This window comes from Micromonospora sp. NPDC093277, from assembly GCF_044765245.1.
Taxonomy (GTDB): Bacteria; Actinomycetota; Actinomycetes; order Mycobacteriales; family Micromonosporaceae; genus Micromonospora.
In genome coordinates this window covers 360,371-373,130 of record NZ_JBIWJO010000004.1, presented here as the reverse complement: position 1 = coordinate 373,130, position 12,760 = coordinate 360,371, and the positions used below count along the sequence as shown (strand labels likewise).

Genomic DNA, 12,760 nt, shown 5'->3' with positions numbered 1-12,760 from the left:
CCGGTCAGCCGCCCAACAGCTCGCGGGCGGCCTCGACGACCTCGATCACCGGCACGTCGGCGACGAACGAGTCCCGGTGCGGGCAGTCGCCGTCGCCGGGCCGGTGCGGGTAGATCCCGGGAGTGCAGTCGACGCCGCAGACCGGGCAGTGCGTGGTCCAGGCGGCGATCGGGCGGTGCCGGGCGCGCAGCGGCGTAGCCCCGTTGATCAGGTTGCCGATCCAGTAGACGCCCACCGTCGGGGTGCCGACCGCGCCGGCCAGGTGCAGCGGCCCGGTGTCGTTGGAGACCACCAGCGCGCAGTCCGCGTAGCAGGCAGCCAGCCCGCCGAGGCTGAGCGTGCCGACCTGCGGGCGGAGCGGGACACCGGCCGCCGCGACCACCGCGTCGACCGTCTCCCGCTCGGCGGGGGTGCCGGTGACCAACACCTCGTACCCGTCGCCGACCAGCGCGCGGGCGACCTCGCCGAAGCGCTCTGGAGGCCAGCGCCGCCGGGTGTCGGTCGCGCCCGGATGCAGCGCCACCCGGGGACGCGTCGGCTCACCGAGCACCTCGCGGGCCTCGGCCCGGTCGGTCCCGGTGACGGCCAGGGCCGGGATGATAGTGGTGGCCGCCGCGCCGACCAGGGCCACCGCCTCCAGGTAGCGGATCACCTCGTGCTGGTAGTAGACGTACCGGATCCAGCGGTCCAGCGGCGGCGCGTCCTCGGCCCGCAGACCGGCGGTGACCCGCGCACCCAGGCCGGCGACCAGTGGGTTGGAGTTGGCCCCGCCGCCGTGCAGCTGCAACGCCAGATCGAAGCGCTCCGCGCGGGCCGCCGCCAGGAAGTCCGCCAGCTCCGCCGGTGGCTCGCCCGGCCCGGCGGCACGGATGCCGGGCGCGGGAGGCACCACCAGCACCCGGTCCACCGGGCCGGGGCGGTCGCGCCAGAGCACCGCGTGCCACGGCGCACCGAGCAGCACGATCTCCGCCCCCGGGTACGTGGCCCGCAGCGCCGCCAGCGCGGGCAGGATGAAGATGAAGTCGCCGAGCGCGTTCGCCCGCAGCACGGCGATCCGCTCGACGTCGGGTACCCGCTCGCCGACCGGGCCGAGCACGGACGGGCTGGCCACGCGACTCCTACGGCCGGTCGATCTCGTCGAGCGTGGTGTCCGGGTGGTGCATTTCCCGGTCGGCGGCCGGGTCGGCCAGGGTCCGCGTACCCCTGGTGACGGCGCGGGGGCCGGCGCGGCCGACGGTGATGGTGCGCGGCGCGGGCCGGGTCGCCCGGGGCAGCTGTACCCGCAGCAGGCCGTGGTCCATCACCGCGTCGATCCGGTCCGGGTCCGCCCGGGACGGCAGGTCCACCCGGTACTCGAAACCACGCGTCTCGAAGCCACCCGGGATGCCCTGGTCCGCGTTCACCTCGGCCTCCGAGCGGGCCCGTACGCACAGCTCCCGGTCGTCCAGCTCGACGGCCACCTCCTCGGGTGCCACGCCGGGCAGCCGGACGATCACCTCCCAGCCGTCGGCGATCTCACCGATCTCGACCTCCGGTGGGCCGGACCGGCCGCCGACCAGCCGGCTCAGCTCGGACCGCAGGGACTGAAGTTCGGCGATCGGATCCCAGCCCTGGTACCGGGCGCGCCAGCTCCGGCCGCCGTTCTGTTCGGTCATCGCACGTCTCCGATCCGCTCGGTCGCTGAGGAGGGCCGCAGCGAGCTGGGGGCGTTCAGGTCGGCGTCCCGGTCGACGCCGACGCCCAGCCGGTCCACCAGCTCGCCGCCGAGCCAGGCGCTGATCCCGAGAATCGCCACCGCGACCACCTCGATGGCGATCAGGGCTCCCCCGGCGGCCCGGGAGTCGGCGTTGAACCGAACCACCCAGACCGCGGCGAAGAGCAGGAGCACCGCGAGATTCGCGGCGGCGTGGGTGAGCCCCACCCGCTTGGCGCGGGTGCCGGCCGGGATGGCGAACAGGTCGACCGCACCGGCCGCCGCGGCCAGCACGCCGCCGATCAGGCCGGCCGCGATGTTCCAGTACGCGGCCTCGGCCAGGTAGTCCGGCCCGCCGGCGGCGTCGACCACATCGAAGATCACCCCGATGGTCAGGAGCGCCACCGGGAACATCACCAGCATCGGGTGCAGCGGGTGACCCAGCACCTTCAGTCGGCTCTCCATCCGGCCTCCAACGGTCTGCGTCCGAGCGCTGCGGATCAGCCGTACCCGTCACTCTCGGGGGCAAACCTCGCGTTAACCGCGCTCACCTAGGCTGACGATGGCGGAAGCCGGCCGGTCGCGGGCCGGAATCCCCATCAACGTCAACGGACGGGGGAGGAAGTCGTGACGACGGAGATCACCTCATCGGAGGAACTGCGCGCGCTGCTGGGGCCGCCCAACCGCCGGTCGCTCGACAAGGAACGCACGGTGCTGCACGCGCGGGACCGGGAGTGGCTGGCCGCGTCGCCGTTCTGCCTGGTCGCCACCGCCGGGGCGGACGGCAGCTGCGACGTCTCGCCGAAGGGCGACCCGCCCGGCTTCACCCAGGTGCTGGACGAGGCGACCATCGCGATCCCGGAGCGGCCCGGCAACCGGCGGGCCGACGGCTACCACAACATCCTGGCCAACCCGCACGTCGGGCTGATCTATCTGATTCCCGGCCGCACCGACACGCTGCGCATCAACGGTCGGGCCCGGCTGGTGCGGGACGCCCCGTACTTCGCCGACATGGTGGTTCGGGGGCATCGGCCGGTGCTCGCCGTCGAGGTGGCCATCGAGCAGATCTTCTACCACTGCGCGAAGGCGTTTCTCCGCTCGGAGCTGTGGCAGCCGGAGACCTGGCGGCCGGAGTTCCTGCCGACCCGCGCCCGGCTGATCAAGGAGGTGGAGGCCCCGGCGGAGAGCCTCGCCGACCTCGAACGCCACTACGGCCCGGAGTACGTGCAGGGCATCTACTCACCGGTGCCGCAGTGACCTGCCCCTGAAGACGACGGTTCCCCCGTCGCGGGCGCGGCGGGGGAACCGATCGGAGCTGCCGACGAGATCAGGTGACCTTGAAGCTCCGCCGCGGGCTGTACCCGGCGGCATGGTCGGTGTCGGCGGGCTTGTACACCCGGTAGGTGAAGGTGCCCCTACTGGTCGGCTTGATGGAGAACGAGTAGCTGCTCGACGAGGAGAGCTTCTTGCTCGTGACGTTCTTCCACGAACCGTTGACCAGGCGCTGGAGGTAGACCGTCTGCCCCGCGTGCTTGGGCGAGACCGAGCCGGAGAGGGTCACGGTGCCACCGCGGCGGAACGAGGTCTTCGACAGTTTCGAGGACACCACGGTCGCCACGGTCACCGTCCGCAGGCTGCTGACGCTGCCCAGGTAGGTGGTGGAGCCCCGGTACAGCCACTCGTAGCTGACGCCCTTGGCGGGCTTGTGGGTGTAGGAGAGCGCTCCGTTGGTGCCGCTGGTCACGGTGGCGATCAAGGTGAACGACGTGGCGCCCTTGTACCTGCCGTACACCTGGACGGTCTGGCCGGCCAGGCCGGCCCCGGTGTCCTTGCGGGCCAGCTTGCCGGTGAGGGTCACCGCGCCGCCGTAGTTCAGCGCGGTGACCTTGCTGCTGATGGTCGCGCTGGTGCCGAGCAGCTGGGCCACCGGGCCCGAGCCGTACCGGCCGGACCGGTCCCGCACCCATACCCGGAAGGCGTAGGAGGTTCCGGCGGCCAGGCCGGTTGCGGTGGCCGAGCTGCCGGTGCCCGCGTACACCGCGATCCCGGCGTTGGGCGAGGACGGCGCGACGGTACCGGCGGCGGCCCGGACGACGACCTGGTCCAGGTCGGTGATGTTCGGCAGGGTCCAGCTCAGCGTGGCCCCCTGGAGGGCGCCCACCGCCTTGAGGTTGCCGACCGCCGGCGGGGCGAGGTCCTCCGTACGGAAGACGGTGCTGAAATTCTCCACCTGGGCGGCGCCCGCGCTGTCCGCGACCCCGCTCACGGTGATCCGGTACGGGGTGTTGTCCTGCAGCGCCGCGGCCGGGGCCAGGGTCACCTCGTTGCCGCTGATCGACACGGTAGCGGCCACGACCGCCCCGGTACGGCCGTTGATCAGGCGCACGGTGGACGAGGTCACCGTGGCCGGGTCCACGTCCCGGGCGAAGGTCACCGTCGGCGCCACCGCGACCGGCACGCCGGCGGCGAAGTCGGCCGGCGACACGTCCCGCACCCAGCGCTGCTCGCCCACCGGGCTCGGCTGCGCGTCGGTGTTCGCCACGGCCAGTGACAGGGTGTACGGCCGGGTGTCGGCGGAGCCGTTGTAGTTGCGCACCGAGACGTAGTAGGTACCGGCGTCGACCTTCGCGGAGACGTTCTCCGGAGCCCCGACGGTGTCCAGGTCGGACTCGCCGACCAGGCGCAGGTCGCTGTCGTAGACGGCGAGCACCGGGTCGAGGTTCTGGTACATGTACGGGTTGAACGCGGCCGGCCGCACCGTCACGTCGACGGCCTTGAGGCCGTCGGTGCTGAACTTGTACCAGTCGACGTCACCCTCGGCACCGATGGTGCCGGTGATCGACGCGCCGAGCGCGGTGGCCCGGGCCGGTACGTCGTTCGGCTCGTTCGCGCCCAACGAGGGGGCCGGGAACTCCGCCGCCCAGGTGCCGCCGACCGCGGCGTACGCGTCGAGGATCCCGTAGCCGTAGTACGGGTCGATGCCCCGCGGCCCGGCGTCCCGGGCGTTCGAGCGGATCTGGGAGAGGACCTGCGCCGGGGTCAGCGACGGGTACAGGGTCCGGACCAGCGCGGCGGTGCCGGAGACGAGCGGAGCGGAGAAGGAGGTGCCGTCGCCGATGTAGTAGTCCGATCCGAGACCGGTGGAGACGATTTCGGCGCCGGGCGCGGCGACGTCGATCCAGTCGCCGTACGAGCTGAAGTCGGTGAGTTTGCCGGCGCCGTCGGTCGCGGCGACCGAGAGAACCTCGGAGTAGGCCGCGGGATACTGCGTCACGCCGTCGCCGTCGTTGCCGGCGGCGGCCACCACCAGGGCGCCCTTGCCGGTCGCATAGGTGATCGCGTCGTGCAGGGCGGTGTTGTCGCCCGGACCGCCGAGCGACATGTTGATGATCTTGGCACCGTGGTCGGCGGCCCAGATGACGCCATTGGCGATGTCGGAGTCGTACCCCCAACCCCGGTTGTCGAGCACCTTGATCGGCATCACGCGACCGGTCCAGGCGGCACCCGCCACGCCGACCCCGTTGTTGGTGTTGGCCGCCGCGATGCCCGCCACCATCGTGCCGTGGCCGTTGTCGTCGGCCGGCGAGGCGCCCGGCCTGATCGCGTTGTAACCGGCCACGGTCCGACCGACCAGGTCGGGGTGCGTCGTGTTCACACCGGTGTCGACCACCGCGATGATCTGGGCGGTGGAGCCCTTGGTGCGGTCCCACGCCTGGGGCAACCGGACCAGATCCAGATAGGACTGGTCGCCGTAGTAGTACCCCGGGTCGTTCGGCTTGACGCTGGCCGTGCGCTTGTAGTCGAGGCTGACGCCGGCGACCGCCGGGTCATCACGCAGGGTGCGCATCAGGTCGGCGGCCGGGGCGTCACCGTGCACCTTGACCCAGCGGGTCCCGCTGACGTCGGAGGTGGCACGGATGCCACGCCGGGAAAGGGCCTTGTCCTTTGCCGACTTCGAGGCGTCGGGCTTGAAGCGGACGAGGACGGCGCGCGGGTCGAATTCGCGTTCCTTCCGGTCACGCGAGTGTTCCGGCCGCGGCAACCGCTTGGCGCTGAACTCGTGGTCGGGCGGCTGGGCGGCATGCGCTGCCTGTACGCCCGGGACGAGCGTCCCGGTGACGGCCAGTACGAGCGCAGCCACCGCCGAGCGGCGGAGTGCCATGTAATCCCCCGTGGGTCGAATCGATCAGAGCACCGCAGCCAGGGAAGGCATTGCGGGCCGTCGAAGCGTTGCAGACCGGGGATGGCGACGCTACCGCCGAACGGGCGAAGCCGTCGAGCCCACCGGCCACGGCCCGGTCGCCGGCTGCTGACCCCGCCCGCGGCAGTGAAACCGTCTGCCAGAACCGGACCGCCCTGCGACTCTTGCCCGCCCGCCCGACCCCTCCTAACGTGGTGCGTTCCCAATCGGATGGTCGGGCCTCGGCGCGCCACCCAGAGCATCCGCGCGGCCAGGAGAAGGGTGGGACCCGCCATGAGCGGTCAGCAATCTGAGAATCAGCGGGGGCACAACGTTCTGGCGATCGCGGCCTGTTGCGTGGGGCTGGGGTCGCTGCTGCTCATCAGCGTGGGCCTGGCCGGCCAGCTGGAGCTGCCGATCAGGGCTCTGATCCCGCTGCTGCTGGTCACCGGAGGCGCGGTTGTCCTCGGCGCGGTCGGACTGAAGCAGATCAAGGCGAATGGGCAACGCGGTCGCGGGCTGGCGGTTGCTGGATGCGGGGCTGGCGCAGCCGGGTTTCTGGTCATGTCTGTCGTCTTCGGAGCTCTGACGTCGGGGCTGGCCGGCTGATATCCAGACTTACGGATGCCTGCCGAGGCGGATCTCCTCGGCAGGCATCCGCAGACCGTCCAGCCCTTGTGGTGCCAACTCGCGGGCCAACGCGGGCGCGGGCAGCGTCATACACTGTGCAGCCAGCGGTCGGTGGCGGCTCAAGAAGTTCGGAACCTAACCCATGGGCAACGGAAGGGCGCTCGGCCTGCGGGAACATCGGTTAAGGGCCTACCCGCCTGCCGGGCTTCGACCTCGGTAGCCCTGATTTCCTGTCGATGTGGCACGGTCCGGGCAAGCACCTGATGGAGTGGCGCGACGTGGCATCTCAGGGGACACCCACAAACCCGGCGGGCCGTCGTCGCCCGGCCATCACCATCGCGCTGTGCGGAGGCCTCGCCGCGATTGTTGTCCTCCTGGTCGTAATCCCTATCAGGACCGGTGGCAGCTGGGGCGTGCTCAACAGCCTGCGTTCATCTTCTTCAGCTACGCCTGAGCCGGGGCCGACCTCGAAACCGACGTCCGACCTGGGGGCCGGGGCCCCTGCGGCGCCGCTCATCAGGGCTTGCCTGAAGCAGACCAAGGGCCTGGAGGTGTACGACTTCTACCTGCGCGACATACCTGAGGACCGGTGGGGAGAGCCGGTCAGCGGCACTCTCATCGCACTCGGTGAGCCATACGTGCTCTGGCTCTTCGACGCTGATTGCAAGCCTTACCGGGCGGTCGCCGTGCCACGGGGAGACAGCCGCACGTTCACGGCGTACGTGGGCCAGGTTTGGCACTACGCCGAGGCGCCAGCGAAGCAGCCTGGTGACAGCTTCAACTACCGCGTCTTCAGTCCGTCCAACAGTGACGCCTGGGTGACATTCAGCGACACCGGACGTCTTATCTACCGCACGGAATAGCCGAGCTGCGGATCTCCTCGGCGGGGCCCCCGGCAAGCCGGGCCGGCGCGGCGCGGGATGCGGACCAGTTGTTGGCCCACGCCACTGGCGGCGGCGTGGTCGACCCCGGAAAACGGCGAAGCCCAGGCCGTTGACCTGGGCTTCTTGACCGAGCCGCCGGACGGAATCGAACCGTCGACCTACGCATCACGAGATCAAGTTGCCCACCACCGTCTACCTGCTCCAACCCCGGCTGGCCTGCGGAAACCCCTCTCGGCATCGCTGAAGAGCCGTCAGCTCTTGTGGGTGAGGACGTTGATGACCCTGCCGTTGGGGTCACGCATGAAGAAGCGTCGGACTCCCCATGGTTCGTCGGTGAGTGGGTGCACGATCTCAGCGCCGGCCTTTCGGGCGGCCTGATGCGCGGCATCGACATCATCGACCTCCACGGACACGTCGGGAATGACCGGTGCGGTGGCATCGTGGGTCATGAGACTCAGCTGGGCTGTCGGGTTGGCGCGATCGCTCAAAGTGACGATCCAGCCCAGGTCCATGACGACCTCGAAGCCAAGCACCTCGACGTAGAAGGCGGTGGCCGCCGCGATGTCTTCGGTTGCAAGGTCGGGCATTGTGCGCTTTATGACCATGAGGGCCATCGTGCCTCGCGACAGCCTCGTCGACCAGGCCTGCCCGTCTTGTACGGCGGGCGCTCGCCCTGCCGGACGAGTCTCAATAGCACCTCGGGAAACGGCGAAGCCCAGGCCGTTGACCTGGGCTTTCTCACCGAGCCGCCTGACGGAATCGAACCGTCGACCTACGCATTACGAGTGCGTCGCTCTAGCCGACTGAGCTAAGGCGGCAACGATCGCCAAGTGTACGGCACATCGCGCCGGGAACCGAACGGGATCCCTCGGCCCACCTCCGGGATCCGGACATCGTGGCGGAATCGGTACGTCCGCAGGAGAGCATTCCTGGTCGGGCAGGACTACCCTGCGGAAGGTGAGCGAGGATCACGTACCGCCGCACCAGCCGATCCCCGAGGCGCACCCCGGCGAGCGGGCCGACCGCAGGCCGCGCAGCCTGGACCCGCTGGAGCTGGGCTTCACCCCGCGTAAACCGGTCCCCTGGCTCGCGCCGCTACTGCTGATCAGCACCGGGCTGCGTACCCTGCTGGCGTTGCTGTTCGGGGCGTACCTGGACAAGCGGGAGCTGCAGAACGCGTTCGGCGACGGGACGTTCCGGCAGGTCGGGCCGGACGGCGGGCTCTGGCTGGACTACGTGGCCGACCTGGGTGACGGCTTCGACGCGACATACTCGGTGGCGTATCTGCTCGCGCAGCCGGAGCTGACGGTCGACGGACATCGGCTGCCACGGGCGCAGACCCTGGTGATGGGGGGCGACCAGGTCTACCCGTCGGCCGCCTACGCGGCGTACGAGGACCGGTGCAAGGGGCCGTACCAGGCCGCGTTGCCGGTGCCGCCGCCCGCACAGCCGACGATCTTCGCGGTCCCCGGCAACCACGACTGGTACGACGGCCTCACCGCCTTCCTGCGGCTGTTCGTCCGGTCCCGGGATCGGAACTTCGCCGGCTGGGTCACCGGCCAGTCCCGGTCGTACTTCGCGACCGAACTGCCCGCCGGCTGGTGGCTGCTCGGCCTCGACGACCAGTCCGGGTCATACCTGGACGACCCGCAGCTCGCCTACTTCGACAAGGTCGCCCAGCAGCTCACCCCGCAGTCGAAGGTGATCCTGGCCGTGCCGGCGCCGACCTGGGTCAAGGCCGCCGACCACCCCACCGCGTACGACTCGATCGACTACTTCATCCGGACGATCATCGCCCCGACCGGGGCGCAGGTGCGGCTGTTGATCTCCGGCGACCTGCACCACTACGCCCGCTACACCGGCCCGGACCGGCAGCTCATCACCTGCGGGGGCGGCGGTGCCTACCTCTACCCCACGCACACGCTGCCCGAGCGGCTGGAGGTGCCGCCGCGCGACACGCTGTCCCGCCGCGCCAGCCGCACCCGCGAGTACGATCTGGCGGCCCGCTTCCCGGAGAAGGCCCGCTCGCGGCGCTACGGCTGGGGGATCTTCGCCCGGCTGCCGTTCCGCAACCCGGGGTTCACCACCCTGCTGGGCACCCTGCACACGCTGCTGATGCTGGCCATGGCGGGGGTGACGGCGCACCGGGCGGGCGCCACCGAGCAGCGGCTGTTGAGCGTACCGCTGGTGATCATGTTCGTGGTGACCATGCTGAGCGCGGCGTTCTTCGCGAAACCGCCCGGCGCCGAGGGGAAGCGGCATGCCCGGCACTGGATCCTCGGCGTCTCACACGGGCTGGCCCACGTCGCGTTGGCCGCCGCGGGCACCTGGCTCTGGCTGAAGCTGCCCTTCTATGACTGGCCGTGGCCGTTGCCGTTGGCTGCGGCGGCGGTGCTGTACGGGCCGGTGATCGGCCTGGTCGCCAGTCAGCTCGTGGCGTTGTATCTGCTGGTGGCCGGGTCGTTCGGGGTGAACGTGAACGAACTCTTCGCCGGCCAGGGCATCGAGGACTCGAAGGCGTTCCTCCGGATCCGCATCGATCCGGACGGCACGCTGACGATCTACCCGATCGCGCTGGACCGCGTCTCGCACACCTGGCAGCTCAACCCCGACCAGTCCCCCACCGCCTCCTGGCTGACCCCCCAGACTCCCCTGCACCCCCACCTCGCCGAACCCCCCATCGTCCTCCGCTGACCGCCCAGCGATGTCGATCAAGGAGTTCGCGTCGCCGCCACAGCGATTTCTGACGCAAACTTCTTGATCAACGCGGAACCGCGGGGTGGGTGGGGGCAGGGGTGGGGGGTGGGGGTTAGGGGGTGTAGTGCTGGTCGTGGGCTTGGCGGGGGGCGCAGACGGAGGCTCGGCTGCACGAGCAGCGGCTGCCGTCGGCGTCCAGGCGGACGGTGACCGAATCCCTCGGGACGCTGTGGCCGACGACCTTGCCCTCTCCCTCGGGCGTGGACACCCGGCTGCCGATCGCCGGGGCGGACTCCTGGAACCGCTGGTAGAGCGGGTGCTCGTACTTGAGGCAGCACATCAGCCGGCCGCACGCCCCGGAGATGCGCAGCGGGTTGAGCGGCAGGTCCTGGTCCTTGGCCATCCGGATGGTCACCGGCTCGAAGTCGTTCAGGAAGGTGGCGCAGCACAGATCCCGGCCGCAGGAGCCGATCCCGCCCTGCACCCGCGCCGAGTCGCGGGCCGAGAGCTGCCGCAGCTCCACCCGGCAGTGCAGGGTGGCGCCCAGGTCGCGGACCAGCGAGCGGAAGTCGACCCGGTGCGGCGCGGTGAAGTAGATCGTGGTGCGGTCGCTGCCGGTCTCCGGCGTGGCGAAAACGTGGTCGACGGCCACCACCTTCATCGGCAGCCCGTGCTCGCGGATCAACTGTTTGGCGGCGACCTTGGCGTCGGCCTTGCGGCGGCGTAGCAGCTCGTCGCGGCGCAGGTCCTCCTCCTGGGCCAGCCCGGCCAGCCGGGGAAAGCCGGCCGTGTCCTCGTCCACCCACTGCGCGGCCCAGACGCACTCGGCCACCTCTGGCCCCTCGTCGGTGGGCACCAGCACCTTGTCGCCCACCTGCGGGCGCAACTCGCCCGGGTCGAGATAGTAGAGGCGCCCGTACCGGTTGAAACTGACCGCGCAGAGCATGCCCATGCCCACCACCCTACGACCCCGGCGCGGTTTCCGGCCCGCCCCCCGTCGCCGTCCGGTCACCCGGCGCAGCGATCCATGACTGTCGACTCGACCGAACCGCACCCACCCCCTCGTGCCGAAGGTCCTCGCCCGGACGGCTGAAACATCGGCCAGCCGCACGACAAACGACGACGCACCGCGTTGAGTGGAAGCAGACCTGCGGGGGGTGCAGGGGATAACCACGGCGTCGCCGGCCGAGTTGCCGGCGGCGCCGTGGCGTTGTACGCCGCCTCGGACCTGCGTCAAAGCCCCTGGCCGGCGGAGGACCTCGACACCGGCCCTAGCCGATCCGCATGGTCGAGTTGGCTGCCCGGACGCCGGTGGGCCGCTCCCGCCACGTCGACTCCGCCAGGCTCGGCGCCCACTGGCGCAGCAGCGTCTCCGCGCCGTCGTACGCCACGCCGAGCACGCCCAGCACCCGGGTGGCGATCTCCGCCGCCGCAAGCGCCCCGGCACGATCGTCGCCGCCCACCCTGGTGGCCGCGTGCACGGTGACCGCCTCGGCCGAGGGCAGCACGTCGGCCAGCGCCCGGGCCAGGGCGAGCCGGCTCCCCTCCACCCAGTCGGCCAGCGCGTCGGCATAGCCGGCGGTCGACTCCAGGCGCCCGACCAGGCTCTCCGGCCCCTCGTCCAGGTGGCGGAGCAGGGTGGTGCGGGCCTCGTCGTACGCCGAGGCGGCCGGCCCGGACCAGGCGACCGGATCGGCGAGCATGGTGCAGGCGTCGTCGTATCCCCGGATCAGCCGGCGCACGGCGTGGCCAGCGTCGGCCAGCGGCGCCGGATGCAGGTCGAGGAACTCGCGCACCGCCGCGCCGGGGAGCACCTGGATGCGGCGCAGCAGCGGCCAGAGCCGGTGCCCCTCGGGCGCGCCGGCGGCGAGCAGCGTGTCGACCCGGGCCAGCAGGTCGAGGCCCGGCTCGGCGAGGCGGTCCAGGGCGTCCATCACGCCTCCCGGGCCAGCCGGTGACGGACCGAGTCGTCGGTGCTCGCGTACCGGTCGGCGGCGTCGCGCAGGGCGGACGCGGCGGCGGCCAGCCGGGTCGCGGCACCGTGGGCTTCCCGGGCCCGGTCGCCGGTGGCACCGGTCCACTGCCCGTGCAGGGCGCGGCCGACCTCACCGGGCCGGCCCTCGGCGTGCGCGCCGAACGCGGGGTGCGGCGGGTCGGTGGCGGTAACCGTGCGGGCCACCGTGGCGAGGGTGGTGCTGGCCTCCTCGAGGCGGGCGGCCAGCACGCGCAGCGTCTCCATGTCAGGCTCCCGCCAGCGGCCGGTACGCCGCGAAGGTCTCGTTGTGCAGCTTCTCCCGGGCCCACTGGGCGGCGTCGGCGGCAGCGGTGACCGCGGCCCGCACCGAGCCGGCGACGTCCCGGGGGTTGCGCTGGTGCAGCGGCGCGAGGAAGCGGACGTCGGTGATCCGCCCGCCAGCGGTCACCGCCACCTCGACGAGCCCGTCGGGTGAGCGGACGGTGACCTCGACCGCGTCGACCGCCTGGTCGAACTCGGCCTGCAGGGTCTCGATGCGCCGGTAGCGCCGCACCGCCTCCTCGATCCAGGCCTCGTCGATCTCGCCCCGCGGCATCGGCGGACTCCTCCCGGGCTGTCCATCACTGAGCGTGCCGCCACCGTCACCGCGGCACCCCGGACCGTACCGCACGTCAATCGAGCCTGTCGATGCCCTGTGGACA

At 71.4% G+C, this 12,760-nt stretch carries 13 protein-coding genes and 1 tRNA gene; 4 read left to right on the top strand and 10 right to left on the bottom strand.

Annotation, left to right across the window (positions count from 1 at the left end; genetic code table 11):
* Positions 1–4: 4 nt before the first annotated feature.
* The 3 genes from ACIRG9_RS12005 to ACIRG9_RS11995 are packed head-to-tail and all read right to left on the bottom strand — an operon-like array spanning position 5 to position 2,158.
* Entirely contained in the window at positions 5–1,111 is a 1,107-nt protein-coding gene (locus ACIRG9_RS12005; RefSeq protein WP_402853969.1) for a glycosyltransferase family 9 protein, read from the bottom strand.
* A 7-nt stretch (positions 1,112–1,118) separates the two neighbouring features.
* Positions 1,119–1,655, bottom strand: coding sequence for an Hsp20/alpha crystallin family protein (locus tag ACIRG9_RS12000; protein ID WP_402853967.1), 537 nt, complete (start codon positions 1,653–1,655; stop codon positions 1,119–1,121).
* Positions 1,652–2,158, bottom strand: coding sequence for a DUF2231 domain-containing protein (locus ACIRG9_RS11995; protein ID WP_402853964.1), 507 nt, complete (start codon positions 2,156–2,158; stop codon positions 1,652–1,654). The genes ACIRG9_RS12000 and ACIRG9_RS11995 overlap by 4 nt, the downstream gene beginning before the upstream one ends.
* 162 nt (positions 2,159–2,320) lie before the next feature.
* Between ACIRG9_RS11995 and ACIRG9_RS11990 the strand changes: the two genes are divergently transcribed.
* Complete coding sequence (locus tag ACIRG9_RS11990) at positions 2,321–2,950, top strand: pyridoxamine 5'-phosphate oxidase family protein (RefSeq protein ID WP_402853961.1); 630 nt, start codon at positions 2,321–2,323, stop codon at positions 2,948–2,950.
* Between the two features lie 70 nt (positions 2,951–3,020).
* Here ACIRG9_RS11990 and ACIRG9_RS11985 read toward each other — a convergent pair whose 3' ends face one another.
* Complete coding sequence (locus ACIRG9_RS11985) at positions 3,021–5,855, bottom strand: S8 family serine peptidase (protein WP_402853959.1); 2,835 nt, start codon at positions 5,853–5,855, stop codon at positions 3,021–3,023.
* A gap of 312 nt (positions 5,856–6,167) precedes the next feature.
* Between ACIRG9_RS11985 and ACIRG9_RS11980 the strand changes: the two genes are divergently transcribed.
* Positions 6,168–6,482, top strand: a complete 315-nt coding sequence (locus ACIRG9_RS11980) for a hypothetical protein (RefSeq protein WP_402853957.1) — start codon at positions 6,168–6,170, stop codon at positions 6,480–6,482.
* Positions 6,483–6,766: 284 nt separating this feature from the next.
* A complete protein-coding gene (locus tag ACIRG9_RS11975; protein WP_402853955.1) occupies positions 6,767–7,366 on the top strand; it encodes a hypothetical protein in 600 nt (199 codons plus the stop codon).
* A gap of 272 nt (positions 7,367–7,638) precedes the next feature.
* Here ACIRG9_RS11975 and ACIRG9_RS11970 read toward each other — a convergent pair whose 3' ends face one another.
* Together ACIRG9_RS11970 and ACIRG9_RS11965 are read right to left on the bottom strand one after the other, a co-directional pair.
* Positions 7,639–8,001 carry a VOC family protein gene (locus ACIRG9_RS11970; RefSeq protein WP_402853952.1) on the bottom strand — a complete coding sequence of 121 codons (363 nt, stop codon included), beginning with the start codon at positions 7,999–8,001 and terminating at the stop codon, positions 7,639–7,641.
* A 130-nt stretch (positions 8,002–8,131) separates the two neighbouring features.
* Positions 8,132–8,205, bottom strand: a tRNA-Thr gene (locus ACIRG9_RS11965).
* 172 nt (positions 8,206–8,377) lie between these two features.
* Between ACIRG9_RS11965 and ACIRG9_RS11960 the strand changes: the two genes are divergently transcribed.
* Complete coding sequence (locus tag ACIRG9_RS11960) at positions 8,378–10,081, top strand: metallophosphoesterase family protein (protein WP_402854287.1); 1,704 nt, start codon at positions 8,378–8,380, stop codon at positions 10,079–10,081.
* 115 nt (positions 10,082–10,196) lie between these two features.
* Here the strand turns inward: ACIRG9_RS11960 and ACIRG9_RS11955 are convergent, their stop codons facing one another.
* From ACIRG9_RS11955 to ACIRG9_RS11940, 4 genes are all read right to left on the bottom strand, one after another.
* Positions 10,197–11,036 carry a stage 0 sporulation family protein gene (locus ACIRG9_RS11955; RefSeq protein ID WP_402853949.1) on the bottom strand — a complete coding sequence of 280 codons (840 nt, stop codon included), beginning with the start codon at positions 11,034–11,036 and terminating at the stop codon, positions 10,197–10,199.
* Positions 11,037–11,355: 319 nt separating this feature from the next.
* On the bottom strand, positions 11,356–12,018 hold the full coding sequence (locus ACIRG9_RS11950) for a hypothetical protein (RefSeq protein WP_402853946.1): 663 nt from the start codon (positions 12,016–12,018) through the stop codon (positions 11,356–11,358).
* Positions 12,018–12,323 carry a hypothetical protein gene (locus ACIRG9_RS11945; protein WP_402853944.1) on the bottom strand — a complete coding sequence of 102 codons (306 nt, stop codon included), beginning with the start codon at positions 12,321–12,323 and terminating at the stop codon, positions 12,018–12,020. Before ACIRG9_RS11945 ends, ACIRG9_RS11950 begins: the two co-directional genes overlap by 1 nt.
* A 1-nt stretch (position 12,324) precedes the next feature.
* On the bottom strand, positions 12,325–12,654 hold the full coding sequence (locus ACIRG9_RS11940) for a YbaB/EbfC family nucleoid-associated protein (protein WP_402853941.1): 330 nt from the start codon (positions 12,652–12,654) through the stop codon (positions 12,325–12,327).
* Positions 12,655–12,760 lie beyond the last annotated feature (106 nt).